Here is a 16,906-nt window from a genome sequence, read left to right on the forward strand (position 1 = left end):
GCCCGGAGCCGCGGGAGCGCCGAAACGTCCCGCCACCGAGGGCACGTACACGCTGGGGTGTTGGTACCGGTGGTGGGACTCGAACCCACACGTCCTTGCGAACAAAGCATTTTGAGTGCTCCGCGTCTGCCATTCCGCCACACCGGCTCACAACACCTGCATCAGAATACCGTAGGCTTTCCCCCGTGACCGACCAAGACTCCACCCCAGTACCTCCTCGCCGCGTTGTCGTTGCCGAGGATGAGTCCCTCATCCGCCTCGACATCGTAGAAATCCTCCGTGACGCCGGATTCGAGGTGGTCGGTGAAGCCGGCGACGGAGAAACCGCTGTCGCCCTGGCCACCGAGCTGCGGCCCGACCTGGTCATCATGGATGTGAAGATGCCGCACCTCGACGGCATCTCCGCGGCAGAGCGCATCACCAAGGCGCACATCGCGCCCGTCGTGCTGCTGACCGCGTTCAGCCAGAAGGAACTGGTCGAGCGCGCCACGGAAGCCGGTGCGCTGGCCTACGTGGTCAAGCCGTTCACTCCGAACGACCTGCTGCCCGCGATCGAGATCGCCCTCTCGCGGTACAGCCAGATCATCACCCTCGAAGCCGAGGTGGCCGACCTCGTCGAGCGCTTCGAAACCCGCAAGCTCGTCGACCGTGCCAAGGGCCTGCTCAACGAGAAGATGGGCCTCACCGAGCCAGAGGCGTTCCGCTGGATCCAGAAGGCGTCCATGGATCGCCGGCTCACCATGCACGACGTCGCCCAGGCGATCATCGAGCAGCTCAGCGCCAAGAAATAGCCCGCTTCAGAGGCCGACGGCCGGGCAGGTCACCCTTCGAGGTGGCCTGCCCGGCCGTTTTAACCAGGCGGGCTCTACGCCTCGGGCCGGTTGGACAGTTCCTTGATCAGATTGGTGATCCGGATGGTCGAGCAGCGGCGACCCTGGTCATCCGTGACCGCGATCTCATGGGTCGTGAGCGTGCGTCCCAGATGCACGGGCGTGCACACGCCCGTGACGTAGCCCGACGTCGCCGACCGGGTGTGCGTGGCGTTGATCTCGATCCCGACGGCCAGGCGGCCGGGACCCGCGTGCAGATTGGCCGCCATCGACCCGAGCGACTCGCCGAGAACCACGTAGGCGCCACCATGCAGGAGCATCGCGGGCTGCGTGTTGCCCTCGACCGGCATCCGGGCGACGGCCCGCTCAATCGTGAACTCGACGAACTCGATGCCCATTTTCTCGGCCAGGGAGCCGGCTCCCCGCTGCTGGACCCACTCGAGGGCGTCTGTGGTCTGCTCGATCATATTCACCTTCGGTCGCTGCACCTGCCCGCGCCGGATGACGCTTGTAGGCTGTCTCTGTGTCAGATTCCGAAAAGCCTACCCTGATGATCATCGACGGCCATTCCCTGGCCTACCGGGCGTTCCACGCCCTCCCCGTGGACAGTTTTCAGACCCACGACGGACAGCACACGAACGCCATCCACGGCTTCCTGTCCATGCTGCTCAGCCTGCTGCGCAACGAGAAGCCCACACACATCGCCGTGGCCTTCGACATCTCCCGGTACTCGTTCCGCACCCGCGAATACGCCGATTACAAGGGCACGCGGGCCAGCACTCCGAGCGAGTTCATCGGGCAGGTACCGCTGCTGCAGGAGGCCCTGGCGGCGATGAACATCACGACGTTGACCAAGGAAGACTTCGAGGCCGACGACATCCTGGCGACACTGTCCGTGCGCGGTAACCAGGAGGGCTTCCACGTGCTGGTGGTCTCGGGGGACCGGGACACCATCCAGCTCGTCAACGAGAACGTCACCCTGCTCTACCCGGCGAGCCAGGGCGTCTCGGCGCTCACCCGCTACGACCCCGCCCGGGTGCGCGAGAAATACGGCATCGAGCCGGCGCAGTACCCGGATGTCGCGGCCCTGGTCGGCGAGACCAGCGACAACCTGATCGGCATCTCCAAGGTGGGGGAGAAGACCGCCGTGAAGTGGCTCGGCCTCTACGGCAGCCTCGACGGCATCCTCGAACACGCCGAGGAGATCAAGGGGGTCGTCGGCAACAATCTGCGCGAGCAGAAGGAGAACGCGATCCGCAACCGCCGCCTCAACCACCTCGTCACCGACCTCGAGCTCCCGGTGGACCTCGCCGACCTCGTTCGGTGCGCCATCGACGAGCCGGCCGTACGCGATGTGTTCGGCCGGCTCGAGTTCCGCACCCTGCTCGACCGGGTGATCAAGCTCGAGGGGGCCGGTGCCGTCGAGGGTGTCCCCGTGGTCGTGCCGGAGGAGGCTCCTGTCGCCGCGCCGAAAGCCCCCGCAGCCCAGGACCTGCTCGACGAGGAGTTGGGGGCCTGGATCGTCCGGGCCGTCGCCGCCGCTCCGCAGGGCCTCGGCCTCTGCGTCGAGGTGCAGGACGGCCGCGCCATCGGGTTCGGCGTGTCCGGCCCGACCGAGTCGGTCAACCTGCCCTGGCAGCCCGGACGCGCGGACTACCTCGCGTTCGAGTCCTGGCTGGCCAGCGATTCGCCCAAGATCATGCACGACGCCAAGCGCCAGATCAAGGCGCTCCGCCGCAGCGACCTGGCCTTCTCCGGGCTGGTGTTCGACACCCTGATCGCGGGCTGGCTGCTGCGCCCCGGGGTGCCCGACAAGACCCTCGCCACGCTCGTCACGCGCTACCTCGACGAGACCCTGCCGGTGACCGACCCCAACCAGCTGATCCCGGCTGAGAACGAGGCCGGGGGCGTGCCCCTGGAGTCCTGGTACACGTTCCGGGTGGCTGCGGCCATCGACGCGCTGCTCGACGAGGGGTCTCGTGAGGTGCTCACCGCCATCGAGATGCCCACCCTGCTGTCCCTGTCCGACATGGAGCTGGCCGGTGTGGCCGTCTCGCACGAACAGTTGTCCGCACTGTCCGGCCAGCTCGGCGAACGCGCCGCTGGTCTCGCCGCCGGCGCCTACGCGGAGATCGGACGTGAGGTGAACCTGGGTTCGCCCAAGCAACTGCAGGAGGTGCTGTTCGACCAGCTCGGCATGCCCAAGACCCGGGCGAACAAGACCGGGTTCTCCACGGATGCCGGGGCTCTCGCCGATCTGCAGACCAGCAACCCGCATCCGTTCCTGGACATGCTGCTGCAGCACCGCGACGCCACCAAACTCCGCCAGATCGTGGAGACCCTGGACAAGGCCATCGACGAGACGGGCCGCATCCACACCAACTACGTGCAGATCGGCACGGCCACCGGACGGATCTCCTCCACCGACCCCAACCTGCAGAACATCCCGGTGCGCACCGAGGAGGGCCGCCGCATCCGGGCCGCGTTCCAAGCCGGGAACGGGGCCGAGTGCCTGCTGACCGCCGACTACTCGCAGATCGAGATGCGCATCATGGCGCACCTCTCCGGTGACCCGGGGCTGATCGAGGCCTTCAACGCCGGCGAGGACCTGCACCGGTTCGTCGGCGCGAGCGTGTTCGGCGTGGCGCCGGAAGACGTCACGAACGAGATGCGCTCCAAGGTCAAGGCCATGTCCTACGGCCTGGCCTACGGACTCAGCGCCTTCGGCCTGTCCCGGCAGCTGCGCATCGACACGAAGGAGGCCAAGCAGCTCATCACCGACTACTTCGCCCGCTTCGGCGCGGTGCGAGACTACCTGCGCAACGTCGTCGAGCAGGCGAAAGTGGATGGCTACACGGCCACCATCTTCGGCCGCCGCCGCCCGTTCCCAGAGCTGCACAGCGCCAACCGGATGGTGCGCGAGAACGCGGAGCGCGCGGCCCTCAACGCGCCGATCCAAGGGTCCGCCGCCGACATCATGAAGATCGCGATGAACGGGATCGCCGAAGACCTGGCCGAGGGGGCGCTTGAGTCGCGCATGCTGCTGCAGGTGCACGACGAACTGATCTTCGAGGTGGCCCCGGGGGAGTGGGACGCGCTTCGCCGGGTCGTGACGCACCAGATGGAGACCGCCGCCGACCTGCTGGTTCCCCTCGACGTGCAGGTCGGCCGCGGCGACAACTGGGACGCCGCGGCCCACTAGGTCAACCCCGGATGGCCGGCCTCCCGAATGCGGGGGTCGGCACCCCGCCCGCAGTCGTGGGCGTGTTCTAGGCTCGGGTCATGACAACCGACAACCAGCGCACCCCCACGGCGATCGACCGGATCGCCGAGGACTGGGTGGACACCCTCGTCGACATCGACCCGACCGTGGGCACCTACATCGGGCGCACCGAGGCGGACGGCCGCTTCGGCGATTACTCCCCGGACGGCCTGGACCGAGGCGTCGACGCGGCCCGCTCCTTCATCGCCCGGCTCGACGCCGCCACGGCCGTCGACGACGTCGACGTCGTCACTCGCACCGACCTGCGCAGCTCACTCGCCCTCGACCTCGAGAGCTCCGAGGCCGGTCTGCCGTTGCGCGACCTGAACGTGATCGCGTCGCCGGCCCAGGGCATCCGGGAGGTCTTCGACCTCATGCCCACCGACACCGTCGCGGACTGGGACACCGTCTCCGCCCGGCTGCACGCTCTGCCCGCGGCCATCGACGGCTACATTCAGACCCTGCGCCTCGGCATCGAGCGCGGCAGCATGCCGGCCCGGCGCCAGGTGCGGGAGGTCATCCAGCAGGCCCGGCGCCACGCCGCGAACGACGGCTTCTTCGCCGAGTTCGCCGCCAATGCCGGCCCCGAGAAAGGATCGCTCCCGGCCTCGCTGGCCACGGATCTCGGCACCCGCGCGCGCGGCGCCGCCGAGGCCTACGGCACCCTCGCCGATTTCCTCGACGCCGAGCTCCAGGCCAAGGCCCCCAGCCGCGACGCCATCGGCCGCGACCTCTACGCGCTGCAGTCCCGCCGTTTCCTCGGCGCCACCATCGACCTCGACGAAACCTACGAGTGGGGCGTGGAGGAGCTGGCCCGGATGGTCCTGGAGCAGGAGAGCATCGCCGACCAGATCAAGCCGGGCGCGAGCGTGCTCGAGGCCATCGCGATCCTCGACACCGACCCCAGCCGCAAGTTGCACGGAACCGACGCCCTGCAGAAGTGGATGCAGGAGACCAGCGACCGCGCCGTCGCCGAGCTCTCCGAAACCCAGTTCGACATCCCCGACGAGATCAAGCGCCTCGAGTGCATGATCGCCCCTACCCAGGAAGGCGGAATCTACTACACCGGGCCCACGGACGACTTCGCCCGCCCGGGCCGGATGTGGTGGTCGGTGCCGGTCGGAATCACCGAATTCGACACCTGGCGCGAACTGACCACCGTCTACCACGAGGGCGTTCCGGGCCACCACCTGCAGATCGGCCAGGCCGTGCACAACCGGGGGAAGCTGAATACCTGGCGCCGCCAGCTGGCCGGCACCTCGGGCCACGCCGAGGGCTGGGCGCTCTACGCGGAGCGGCTGATGGAACAGCTCGGCTACCTCGACGACCCGGCGGACCGCCTCGGCATGCTCGACGGGCAACGGATGCGCGCCGCACGCGTCGTGCTCGACATCGGCGTGCACCTCGAGAAGCAGCTGCCCGACGGCTCCGGTCCCTGGACCGCCGACCACGCCTTCGACTTCCTCGGCCGGAACGTGAACATGAACGCGAGCTTCGTCACGTTCGAGGTCAACCGGTACCTCGGCTGGCCTGGACAGGCGCCGTCCTACAAGGTCGGGCAGCGCATCTGGGAGGAACTCCGGGACACCTATGCGGAACGGGAGGGCGACGCATTCTCGATCAAGGAACTCCACCGCAAGGCGCTGGACCTCGGCGGGGTCGGCCTGGACACCCTCCGCGCGGCGATGCTCGGCTAGCGTTCGGGGCCGATCGGCGTAGTTTCGGGGAGGGGCAGGCAAGTTGCCGGCCTCTCTTACAAACAGCTAAGCTTGACTGTCACGTTTGTGACGAACCGTCCACTGCCATGCACGGTGCACGAGAACGAGATTTTCCCGTGTGTGGCCCGAGCTATGTCCATCCTGGAGCAACTACTACATGACAAACGCAACGACCGAACGGGCACCCAAGCAGGTCGCCATCAACGACATTGGATCTGCTGAAGACTTTCTTGCCGCGGTCGAAAAGACTCTGAAATTCTTCAACGACGGAGACCTCATCGAGGGCACCGTCGTGAAGATCGACCGCGACGAGGTTCTCCTTGACGTGGGCTACAAGACCGAGGGTGTCATTCCCTCCCGCGAACTTTCCATCAAGCACGACGTTGACCCCTCCGAGGTCGTCAAGGTCGGCGACCTGGTTGAGGCCCTCGTTCTTCAGAAGGAAGACAAAGAAGGCCGTCTCATCCTGTCCAAGAAGCGCGCTCAGTACGAGCGTGCATGGGGCGACGTTGAGAAGATCAAGGAATCGGATGGCGTTGTCACCGGTTCGGTCATCGAGGTTGTCAAGGGTGGCCTCATCGTGGACATCGGACTCCGCGGGTTCCTCCCGGCCTCGCTCATCGAGCTGCGCCGTGTTCGCGACCTGACCCCGTACTTGGGCCAGGAGATCGAGGCCAAGATCCTCGAACTCGACAAGAACCGCAACAACGTCGTGCTGTCTCGTCGTGCACTGCTCGAGCAGACCCAGTCCGAGAGCCGCACCACGTTCCTCAACAACCTCCAGAAGGGACAGGTCCGCAAGGGCGTCGTCTCGTCGATCGTCAACTTCGGTGCGTTCGTGGACCTGGGTGGCGTTGACGGTCTGGTTCACGTCTCCGAGCTCAGCTGGAAGCACATCGAGCACGCCAGCGAGGTCGTCGAGGTCGGTCAGGAAGTCACCGTCGAGATCCTCGAGGTCGACCTCGAGCGCGAGCGCGTGTCGCTCTCCCTCAAGGCCACGCAGGAAGACCCGTGGCAGGTCTTCGCCCGCACCCACGCCATCGGCCAGGTTGCACCGGGTAAGGTCACCAAGCTCGTTCCGTTCGGCGCGTTCGTTCGCGTTGCCGAGGGTATCGAGGGACTCGTCCACATCTCCGAGCTCTCCGGCAAGCACGTCGAGCTCGCCGAGCAGGTCGTCTCGGTCGGCGACGAGGTCTTCGTCAAGGTCATCGACATCGACCTCGAGCGTCGCCGCATCTCGCTGAGCCTCAAGCAGGCCAACGACGGAGTCGACCCCGAGGGCACCGAGTTCGATCCGGCGCTCTACGGGATGCTCACCGAGTACGACGACCAGGGCAACTACAAGTACCCGGAGGGCTTCGACCCGGAGACCAACGAGTGGCGTGAAGGCTTCGAAACCCAGCGCGAGAAGTGGGAGCAGGACTACGCTGCAGCCCAGGCTCGCTGGGAAGCCCACAAGAAGCAGGTTGCGTCCGCGAACGACGAGATCACCGCCGTCGGCGATGTCCCGTCCGCAGCAGGCAACACCTTCTCGAGCGAGACGGCTGGCGCTGGCACGCTCGCGGACGACGAGGCCCTCGCAGCACTGCGCGAGAAGCTCTCCAGCTCCAACTAGTCACCGCTCCACCCCGTAACACAGCACGACAGACAGGCCGGTCCCCTTGGGGCCGGCCTGTTCGCGTTGATGCGTGCCGCGTCGAATCGCGTCGGGACCGCGGGCCAGTGCCGAAAACCCGCTCGACCATAGACTGCGGAATTGACTCGTCTGCTTCTCCTCTCCGCGGCCACCGCGACCGCGTTGCCCGTCGGCGGGTGCGCGGCAACCGGCCCGTCGACACCGGATGCGTCGTCGTCAGCACCGCAGGCCACCCCGAGCAGGTCGTCGGTTCCATCACCGTCGCCGGTCGGCTCTGCGTCGCCCGTGCCGGGGGACTGCACGCGCGCGGACACCGCGACCGTGGCCACGAGCTACACGGTCCTGTCCGACGACTCCACGACTCCACGACTCCACGACTCCGTGACGCCCGTGTCGCCCGTGTCGCCCGTGTCGCCCGTGTCGCCCGTGTCGCCCGTGTCGCCCGTGTCGCCCGTGACGCCCGTGTCGCCCACGACGATCACCTACACCGCGTTCACGTAGGCCGGAGAAACGCCCACCCGGAGCGAGACCGTCTTCGGGCCGGTCGTCACGCTTCTCGCCTACGCCTACGCCTACGCCTACGCCTACGCCTACGCCTACGCCTGCGTCTCTGACGGGAGCGGCGGACTGTGGACGTTCACGGCCACGAGCACCACCCCGGGGGCGCTGGCGTGCGTCCTGGGCTTCGGCGGTCGGATAGTCACCCGCGACGCGGCCTACAATGAGGGCCTGGTCGCACCGGAGACGGTGGACTGCACCGGCAACCCCCGCCGCTGAATCGCCCCCACCGCAACTGTTGCCCATTCGGACAACTGTTCCCGGTGCGCGGGCAACAATCGTCCGATTCGGCGACAGTCACCGTAGCGGGGAGAGGCCAGCCGCGCCTCACGAGGCTCGATAGCATGGCAGGCGTGTACTTGATTGGACTGACCGGCGGGATCGCATCCGGAAAAAGCACCGTGGCTCGGCGGCTCGTCCGGCACGGGGCTGTGCACATCGACGCCGACCACCTGGCCAGGGTCGTGGTCGGCCCCGGAACCCCGGGGCTCGCCGCGATCGCGGAGGCGTTCGGCGACACGGTCCTGCTGCCCGACGGCAGCCTGAACCGGGCGGCGCTCGGGGCGGTGGTGTTCCGCGACCCGGAGGCGCTCGACCGCCTCAACGCGATCGTGCACCCCGAGGTGCGGGCGCGTTCGAACGCCGTGATCAGGGCTGCGGAAGCCGAGGATCCGAACGCGATCGTCGTCTACGACGTGCCCCTGCTGGTGGAAGCCGGCGTCGACCATCCGTTCGACCTCGTCGTGGTCACCCAGTCCGACGAGCCCACCCGGGTGCGCCGCATGGTGGAGCTGCGGGCGATGGATGCCGGCGAAGCGGAGCGCCGGATCCGCGCCCAGGCCAGCGACGCCGACCGTCACAAGATCGCCGACGTCGTCATCGACACCGGCGGCACCCTCGAGCAGACCCTGGAGCAGGTCGACGTGCTGTGGGAGCAGGTGCGGGTTCACAGCCAGCAGCGCACTGTCAGAGGCGCTCCGTAGACTGGGGAGTATGGAACCCACGCGCTCTGTCAATCCGTTCGAGGTGGTGAGCGAGTACACGCCGAGCGGCGACCAGCCCGCCGCGATCGCCGACCTGGCCGGTCGCATCAACGCCGGCGAGACCGACATTGTGCTGCTCGGCGCCACCGGGACCGGCAAGTCCGCGACCACGGCCTGGCTGATCGAACAGGTGCAACGCCCGACGCTGGTGCTCGCCCACAACAAGACCCTCGCCGCGCAGCTCGTGAATGAATTCCGCGAGCTGTTGCCCAACAATGCCGTCGAATACTTCGTGTCGTACTACGACTACTACCAGCCCGAGGCCTACGTACCTCAGACCGACACCTTCATCGAGAAGGACTCCTCGATCAACGCGGAGGTCGAGCGGCTACGGCACTCCACCACGAACTCCCTGCTCAGCCGACGCGACGTCATCGTGGTCTCCACCGTCTCCTGCATTTACGGTCTGGGCACGCCCGAGGGCTACCTCGAGGCGATGGTCGCCCTCCAGGTCGGCCAACAGGTCAACCGGGACTGGCTGATCCGCAAATTCGTCGCCATGCAGTACCAGCGCAACGACATCGACTTCTCCCGCGGCCACTTCCGGGTGCGCGGCGACACCATCGAAATCATCCCGATGTACGAAGAACTCGCCATCCGCATCGAGATGTTCGGCGACGAGATCGAGGCGCTCTACAGCCTGCATCCGTTGACCGGTGACATCGTCAAGAAGCTCGACTCCGTGGCCGTGTTCCCGGGCTCGCACTACGTGGCCAGCACCGACGTCATGCAGCGGGCGATGGGCACCATCCAGGCGGAACTCGACGAACGACTCGAGCAGCTGGAACGCGAGGGCAAATTGCTCGAGGCCCAGCGCCTGCGCATGCGCACGCAGTTCGACTTGGAGATGATGGAGCAGATCGGCTTCTGTTCCGGCATCGAGAACTACTCCCGGCACATCGACCAGCGGCAACCGGGGGAGGCCCCGCACTGCCTGCTCGACTACTTCCCCGACGACTTCCTGATGGTGATCGACGAGTCCCACGTCACCGTGCCGCAGATCGGCGCCATGTACGAGGGCGACTCCTCACGAAAGCGCACGCTCGTCGACCACGGGTTCCGGCTGCCGAGCGCCCTCGACAACCGGCCGCTCAAATTCGGGGAGTTCAAGGGACGCGTCGGCCAGACCGTCTACCTGTCCGCCACCCCAGGCAAATACGAGATGGGCATCGCGGACGGCGTCGTCGAGCAGATCATCCGTCCCACCGGCCTGATAGACCCGCAGATCATCGTCAAGCCCAGCAAGGGCCAGATCGACGACCTCCTCGAAGAGATCCACAAGCGCGTCGAACGCAACGAGCGCGTCCTGGTCACCACCCTGACCAAGAAGATGGCGGAAGAACTCACCGATTTCCTCACCGAAGCCGGCGTGCGGGTGCGCTACCTGCACTCGGATGTCGACACGCTCCGCCGCGTCGAACTCCTCACCGAGCTGCGGGCCGGCGTCTACGACGTGCTCGTGGGCATCAACTTGCTCCGCGAGGGCCTCGACCTGCCCGAGGTGTCGCTCGTCGCTATCCTCGACGCAGACAAGGAGGGTTTCCTGCGGTCGGCGACCTCGCTGATCCAGACAATCGGCCGCGCGGCCCGCAACGTCTCCGGCGAAGTGCACATGTACGCCGACCGGCTCACCGCCTCGATGGAGCGCGCGATCGACGAGACCGACCGCCGCCGGGAGAAGCAGGTGGCCTACAATACCCTGCACGGCATCGACCCCACCCCGCTGCGCAAGCGCATTGCGGACATCACCGAGGTGCTCGCCCGGGAGGAGGCAGACACCGCCGAGCTCCTGGCCGGCCGCGACACGCGCCGCAAGGGCGTCGCGGCGACTCCGCGCCGGCAGGGACTGGCCGCGAACGGCGCGAACGACCTCGAGTCGATCATCGCCGACCTCAACGGCCAGATGCTCGAGGCGGCGGGAGAGCTCAAGTTCGAGCTCGCGGCCCGCCTCCGCGACGAGGTGTCCGAACTGAAGCGCGAGCTGCGCCAAATGGAGAAGGCCGGCCACATCTGACCCACAGAGCGCACGCCCTGGTGAATATCGAACATTTGTTCGCTCAGGGCGTGCCGATTCGCAGGGTGGAGCGCGTGGCGCTGCATAGAATCGGATGGTGTCAATTTCCCAGGTAGAGACCGGCTCGAAACTCAACGTCCGCGGCGCCCGCGTGCACAACCTGCACAACGTCGACCTCGAAATCCCGCGCGATTCGCTGGTCGTCTTCACCGGCCTGTCCGGCTCCGGCAAGTCGTCGCTCGCGTTCGACACCATCTTCGCGGAGGGACAGCGACGTTACGTCGAATCGCTGTCCGCATACGCGCGTCAGTTCCTGGGCCAGGTCGACCGCCCCGACGTCGATTTCATCGAGGGGTTGAGCCCCGCCGTCTCGATCGACCAGCGCTCGACCAACCGAAACCCGCGCTCGACCGTGGGAACCATCACCGAGGTCTACGACTACATGCGGTTGCTCTGGGCACGCATCGGCGTGCCGCACTGCGCCGTCTGCGGTGAGGTCATCCAGGCCCAGACCGTGCAGCAGATCGCCGACCAACTGATGGAACTGGATGAGGGCATCCGTTATCAGGTGCTCAGCCCGGTCGTGTCGCAGAAGAAGGGCGAATTCGTCGACCTGTTCAAAGAACTGGCCGCGGGCGGCTACTCCCGCGCCATCGTCGACGGCACCCAGATCCAGCTCAACGAGCCGCCCGTGCTGAAGAAGCAGCTCAAGCACGACATCTCCGTGGTCATCGACCGTCTGGTCGCCGGCCCTGACCTGCTGAGCCGACTCACCGACTCCCTGGAGACGGCGCTCAAACTGACCGACGGTATCGTGCAGGTCAACTACGTCGACCGGGAGGGCGACGAGGCCTGGCAGAGCTACTCGGAGAAACTCTCCTGCCCCAACAACCACCCCGTGCAGCTCACCGAGATCGAGCCGCGCACGTTCTCCTTCAACGCGCCCTTCGGTGCCTGCCCGGAGTGCTCCGGTCTCGGCACGCGCATGTCGGTCGACGCCGACCTGTTGCTCGGCGACCCCGAGCTCAGCATCGCGGAGGGCGTCGTGCTGCCCTGGACCACCCAGGGCAAAGGGCTGTTCCAGTACTACGAGAAACTCCTCGACGGGCTCGCCCGCGACCTGGACTTCTCCCTCGACACCCCATGGGGCGAGCTGCCCGACGAGGTGCAGGACGCCGTGCTCCGCGGCGACAACTTCGAGGTCAAGGTGAAGTGGAAGAACCGCTACGGCCGGGAGATGAGCTACACCTCCGGATTCGAGGGCGTCGTGCCCTACATCGAACGCCAGTACCTGCAGGCGGAGTCGGACACCCAGCGTGCCCGGTGGGGTGAGTACCTGCGCGAGGTCGACTGCCCGGTCTGCTCCGGAACCCGGCTCAAGCCCGAAGTCCTCGCCGTGCTGGTGCACGGGGCCAGCATCGCGGATGTCTGCAACCTCAGCCTCACCGACGCCTGCGGTTTCATGAACAAGCTCGAGCTGACCGACCGGGAGGCCGTCATCGCCGCGCAGGTTCTGCGCGAGATCAAGGCGCGCCTGGACTTCCTGATCCGCGTCGGCCTGAACTACCTCAACCTGGCCCGGGCTGCGGCGACCCTCTCCGGCGGCGAGGCGCAGCGCATCCGTTTGGCCACCCAGATCGGCTCCGGCCTGACCGGGGTGCTCTACGTGCTCGACGAACCGAGCATCGGACTGCACCAACGCGACAACCGACGGCTGATCGAGACGCTGGTCTCCCTGCGCGACCTCGGGAACACTCTGATCGTGGTCGAGCATGACGAGGACACAATCAAGGCCGCAGACTGGGTCGTCGACATCGGCCCGGGCGCCGGCGTGAACGGCGGTCACGTCGTGCACTCCGGCTCCTACGCCGACCTGCTCACCAACACGGAGTCACTGACCGGTGATTACCTCGCCGGCCGCAAGTCGATCCCGACCCCGGCCATCCGTCGCCCGATCGACCCGGCCCGGGAGATCTCCGTGATCGGGGCCGAGGCCAACAACCTCAAGAAGGTGTCGGTCAGCTTCCCGCTCGGCACGTTCACGGCCGTGACCGGTGTCAGCGGCTCCGGCAAGTCGTCCCTCGTCAACGACATCCTCTACCGGGTTCTGGCCAACCGCCTCAACGGTGCCCGCAAACTCCCCGGTCGGCACACCCGGGTTACCGGCCTCGACCAGCTCGACAAGGTTATCCACGTCGACCAGGCCCCGATCGGGCGCACCCCGCGCTCCAACCCGGCCACCTACACCGGCGTCTTCGATAAGATCCGCACCCTGTTCTCCGAAACCATCGAAGCCAAGGCGCGGGGTTACCTGCCCGGACGCTTCAGCTTCAACGTCAAGGGTGGGCGCTGTGAAGCCTGCTCGGGCGACGGCACGATCAAGATCGAGATGAACTTCCTACCCGACGTCTACGTCGCCTGCGAGGTCTGTGGGGGAGCGCGCTACAACCGCGACACCCTCACCGTGCACTACAAGGGCAAGAGCATCGCGGAGGTACTGGACATGCCGATCAGCGAGGCCGCCGATTTCTTCGAGGCGATCACCTCCATCCACCGGTTCCTGAACACCCTCGTCGAGGTCGGCCTCGGTTATGTGCGACTCGGCCAGAGCGCCACCACCCTGTCCGGCGGCGAGGCCCAGCGCGTCAAGCTGGCCACAGAACTGCAGCGCCGCTCTAACGGCCGCAGCGTCTATGTGCTCGACGAGCCGACGACGGGCCTGCACTTCGAAGACGTACGCAAGCTGCTGCTCGTTCTGAACAGTCTCGTCGACAAGGGCAACACCGTGATCGTGATCGAGCACAACCTCGACGTGATCAAGTCCGCCGACTGGGTGATCGACCTTGGTCCCGAGGGTGGCTCCGGCGGCGGCCGCGTGCTCGCCACGGGGACCCCCGAGCACGTCGCCACCGTGAAGAAGAGCCACACCGGCATGTTCCTCAAGGAGATCCTGGCGGCGCACTGACCGCCACCGGAAACATCATGTCCGACGCGTTGAGCTACCGCCCCAAGACGGGCGAAATCCCCACGAGCCCCGGGGTATACCGGTTTCGCGACGAAACCGGGCGGGTGCTCTACGTCGGCAAGGCCAACAATCTGCGGGCCCGCCTGGCGAACTACTTCGCCCCGCTGAGCAGCCTGCACGAGCGCACCCGGCGCATGGTCACCACGGCCGCATCGGTCGAGTGGACGGTCGTCGGTACCGAGGTCGAGGCCCTCCAGCTGGAGTGGACCTGGATCAACGAGTTCGACCCCCCGTTCAACGTGAAGTTCAAGGACGACAAGTCCTACCCGTACCTCGCGGTCACCCTCGCCGACGAGGCGCCGCGGGCCTTGGTGACCCGCACCACGGGCATCCGCGGGGCCCGGTATTTCGGACCGTACCCCAAGGTGTGGGCCGTGCACGAGACCATCGAACTGATGCTCAAGGCATTCCCGATCCGCACCTGTAACAACGCCAACTACAAACGCGCCATGCAGTCCGGCAAGCCGTGCTTCGGCGGGCAGATCGGGCGGTGCTTCGGCCCCTGCTCCGGCCTGGTCTCCATCGAGGAACACCGGGTGATCGTGAACGCATTCGTCAGCTTCATGGGCAGCCAGGATCGCAAGCTGATCAACCAGCTGACCGCGGAGATGAAGGATGCCGCGGTCAGCCAGAACTACGAGGTCGCCGCGAAAAGGCGTGACCAGGTGCGGGCGCTGAACGCCGTGTTGGAGAAGAGCGCCGTCGTGCTCCGCGACAGCGTCGACATCGACCTCTTCGCCATCGACCAGGATGAACTCGCCGCGGCGGTGCAGCTGTTCATCGTGCGTGGCGGCCGAATCCGCGGTGTGCGCGGCTGGATGGTCGACAAGGAGCTCGACCTCACGACGAGCGACCTGATCGACTCGATCATGCTCACGGCCTACGGGTCGGGGGCCGTGCCGCCCCGGGAGATCGTGGTGCCCGAGTTGCCCGACGATGCCGCGGCGCTGGAGACCTGGCTGGCCGGCGTCGGCAAGCGGAAGGTGCGGCTCGTCGCCGCCCAGCGCGGCGAGAAGGCCGCCCTGCTCGCCACCGCCACCCAGAACGCCAAGCACGCCCTGATGCTCTACAAGACCCGGCGGAGCTCCGACTTCGTCGCCCGGTCCAAGGCACTCGAAGACATCCAGGAAGCATTGGAGATGTCGTCCGCGCCGCTCCGAATGGAGTGCTACGACGTCTCGCACCTGAGCGGCACCAACATCGTCGCGTCCATGGTGGTGTTCGAAGACGGGTTGCCTCGCACCGACGAGTACCGCCGGTTCAGCATCCCCGAGTCGACGGATGACACGGACTCCATCTATCGCACGCTCACCCGCCGCCTGGCCTACCTGGTCCCCGACGAGGAGGTGACGCCGGAGGTCGAGGCCGACGCCACGGTGAAGCGCAAAAAGTTCCGGTACCAGCCGAACCTGCTCATCGTCGACGGCGGCCAGCCTCAGGTGGCCGCGGCGGCACGGGCGCTGCGCGAATCGGGTGTCACCGGCATCCATCTCTGCGGAATCGCGAAGCGGCTCGAAGAGATCTGGCTGCCGGACTCCGACTACCCGGTGATCCTGCCGCGCAACAGCGACGCCCTATTCCTGATCCAGCGCATCCGCGATGAGGCGCACCGGTTCGCGATCATGCACCAGCGGTCGAGGAGGAAGCGGGACATCACGTCGGTGCTGGGCGAGGTGCCCGGCCTCGGGCCGGCCAGGGTCAAGGTGCTCCTGCAGCATTTCGGCTCCGTGGTGCGGCTCAGGGAGGCTCCGGCGGAGGCGATCGCGGAGGTTCGCGGCATCGGTCCTGTCCTGGCCGAGGCGATTCATCGGCACTTGCGCGCTTGAACGGCCCGGCTGATCGGTAGGCTGGACACTTAGGTTCCACCCGATCGAAGGCGCAGTCCAGAATGACAACGGAGAACGACAGGCAGGAAATGCTTATCGTGACGGGGATGTCCGGCGCAGGCCGATCCACCGTGGCCAATGCCCTGGAAGACCTGGGCTGGTACGTCGTGGACAACCTTCCGCCGCAGATGCTGCGCCCGCTGGCCGAACTCGTCGGCCGCGCCGGTACCAGCCTGCCCAAGATCGCCTCCGTGGTCGACATCCGCGGCCGGGACTTCTTCACCGACTTCCAGGAGATCCTGCACTCTCTGCGGAAGACGTCTCAGGTGCGCGTCATCTTCCTTGAAGCCCGCGACGACGTGCTCGTGCGGCGGTTCGAATCGGTGCGCCGACCGCATCCGCTGCAGGGCGACGGCACCATCCTCGACGGGATCGCGGCCGAACGCGTCAAGCTGAGCGCCGTCCGCGAGTCCTGCGACCTCGTCATCGACACCTCCGACCTCAACATCCACCAGCTGGCCACGTCGATCTCGGACCGTTTCGCGGCCGAGGACGCCGCCGGGGTGCACGTCACGCTGATGAGTTTCGGATTCAAGTACGGCCTGCCGACCGACGTCGACATGGTCGCCGACGTCCGTTTCCTGCCCAACCCGTTCTGGGTTCCCGAACTCCGCAGCCACAACGGCCAGGACGCCGAGGTGCGGGACTTCGTCCTCGCCCAGACCGGGGCGCGGGAATTCATCGCGCACTACGCCGCCGCCTTGGAACCGGTCCTCGCGGGCTACCAGCGGGAGAACAAGCGCCACGCGACCATCGCGGTCGGGTGCACGGGCGGAAAGCACCGCTCGGTCGCCATGGCCGCGGAAATAGCGGCACTGGTCAAGGACTTCCCCGGTGTCGCGGTCAGCGTCAAGAATCGCGACCTCGGACGGGAATAACAAGGCGACGGCGACTGCACCCAGCAGGCGCCGAATCCAGCCGGCACGACTACAAC

Annotated in this window: 11 protein-coding genes and 1 tRNA gene; 10 read left to right on the forward strand and 2 right to left on the reverse strand. The window is 66.8% G+C overall.

What is annotated here, in order from left to right:
• Window positions 1–61 precede the first annotated feature (61 nt).
• Window positions 62–147: transfer RNA gene (locus E3O67_RS15850), tRNA-Leu, on the reverse strand.
• A gap of 38 nt (window positions 148–185) precedes the next feature.
• On the opposite strand from E3O67_RS15850, the gene E3O67_RS15855 reads away from it, so the two are divergent.
• Window positions 186–791: an ANTAR domain-containing response regulator gene (locus E3O67_RS15855; RefSeq protein WP_104100541.1), complete on the forward strand. Its 606-nt coding sequence runs from the start codon at window positions 186–188 to the stop codon at window positions 789–791.
• Between the two features lie 74 nt (window positions 792–865).
• Here the strand turns inward: E3O67_RS15855 and E3O67_RS15860 are convergent, their stop codons facing one another.
• Window positions 866–1,297, reverse strand: a complete 432-nt coding sequence (locus tag E3O67_RS15860; RefSeq protein ID WP_134431161.1) for a hotdog fold thioesterase — start codon at window positions 1,295–1,297, stop codon at window positions 866–868.
• Window positions 1,298–1,353: 56 nt separating this feature from the next.
• On the opposite strand from E3O67_RS15860, the gene polA reads away from it, so the two are divergent.
• From polA to rapZ, 9 genes are all read left to right on the forward strand, one after another.
• Complete coding sequence (polA, locus tag E3O67_RS15865; RefSeq protein ID WP_134431163.1) at window positions 1,354–4,032, forward strand: DNA polymerase I; 2,679 nt, start codon at window positions 1,354–1,356, stop codon at window positions 4,030–4,032.
• An 80-nt stretch (window positions 4,033–4,112) separates the two neighbouring features.
• Window positions 4,113–5,789, forward strand: a complete 1,677-nt coding sequence (locus tag E3O67_RS15870; RefSeq protein WP_135103143.1) for a DUF885 domain-containing protein — start codon at window positions 4,113–4,115, stop codon at window positions 5,787–5,789.
• A 178-nt stretch (window positions 5,790–5,967) separates the two neighbouring features.
• Window positions 5,968–7,425, forward strand: a complete 1,458-nt coding sequence (gene rpsA / locus E3O67_RS15875) for a 30S ribosomal protein S1 (protein ID WP_134396092.1) — start codon at window positions 5,968–5,970, stop codon at window positions 7,423–7,425.
• A 141-nt stretch (window positions 7,426–7,566) separates the two neighbouring features.
• The gene (locus tag E3O67_RS17165) at window positions 7,567–7,947 is read left to right on the forward strand and encodes a hypothetical protein (RefSeq protein ID WP_194092289.1); all 381 of its coding nucleotides are present in this window, start codon (window positions 7,567–7,569) and stop codon (window positions 7,945–7,947) included.
• 410 nt (window positions 7,948–8,357) lie between these two features.
• Window positions 8,358–8,987 (forward strand): dephospho-CoA kinase, encoded by a 630-nt coding sequence (gene coaE, locus E3O67_RS15885; RefSeq protein WP_134431174.1) that lies wholly within the window; start codon window positions 8,358–8,360, stop codon window positions 8,985–8,987.
• Between the two features lie 10 nt (window positions 8,988–8,997).
• Window positions 8,998–11,061 (forward strand): excinuclease ABC subunit UvrB, encoded by a 2,064-nt coding sequence (uvrB, locus tag E3O67_RS15890; protein WP_135103144.1) that lies wholly within the window; start codon window positions 8,998–9,000, stop codon window positions 11,059–11,061.
• 97 nt (window positions 11,062–11,158) lie between these two features.
• Window positions 11,159–14,026 carry an excinuclease ABC subunit UvrA gene (uvrA, locus tag E3O67_RS15895; protein WP_241982244.1) on the forward strand — a complete coding sequence of 956 codons (2,868 nt, stop codon included), beginning with the start codon at window positions 11,159–11,161 and terminating at the stop codon, window positions 14,024–14,026.
• A gap of 17 nt (window positions 14,027–14,043) precedes the next feature.
• On the forward strand, window positions 14,044–15,912 hold the full coding sequence (gene uvrC / locus E3O67_RS15900) for an excinuclease ABC subunit UvrC (protein ID WP_135103146.1): 1,869 nt from the start codon (window positions 14,044–14,046) through the stop codon (window positions 15,910–15,912).
• Between the two features lie 62 nt (window positions 15,913–15,974).
• Complete coding sequence (gene rapZ / locus E3O67_RS15905) at window positions 15,975–16,850, forward strand: RNase adapter RapZ (RefSeq protein WP_135103147.1); 876 nt, start codon at window positions 15,975–15,977, stop codon at window positions 16,848–16,850.
• Window positions 16,851–16,906: the final 56 nt, after the last annotated feature.

The organism is Cryobacterium sp. TMT3-29-2 (genome assembly GCF_004564305.1).
GTDB classification, from domain to species: Bacteria; Actinomycetota; Actinomycetes; order Actinomycetales; family Microbacteriaceae; genus Cryobacterium; species Cryobacterium sinapicolor.

Bases quoted from the DNA above. Each gene is read 5' to 3' on its own strand.
- E3O67_RS15860 (WP_134431161.1), bottom strand. From the start codon at position 1,297: ATGATCGAGCAGACCACAGACGCCCTCGAGTGGGTCCAGCAGCGGGGA.
- E3O67_RS15870 (WP_135103143.1), top strand. From the start codon at position 4,113: ATGACAACCGACAACCAGCGCACCCCCACGGCGATCGACCGGATCGCC.
- rpsA (WP_134396092.1), top strand. From the start codon at position 5,968: ATGACAAACGCAACGACCGAACGGGCACCCAAGCAGGTCGCCATCAAC.
- uvrB (WP_135103144.1), top strand. From the start codon at position 8,998: ATGGAACCCACGCGCTCTGTCAATCCGTTCGAGGTGGTGAGCGAGTAC.
- uvrC (WP_135103146.1), top strand. From the start codon at position 14,044: ATGTCCGACGCGTTGAGCTACCGCCCCAAGACGGGCGAAATCCCCACG.
- rapZ (WP_135103147.1), top strand. From the start codon at position 15,975: ATGACAACGGAGAACGACAGGCAGGAAATGCTTATCGTGACGGGGATG.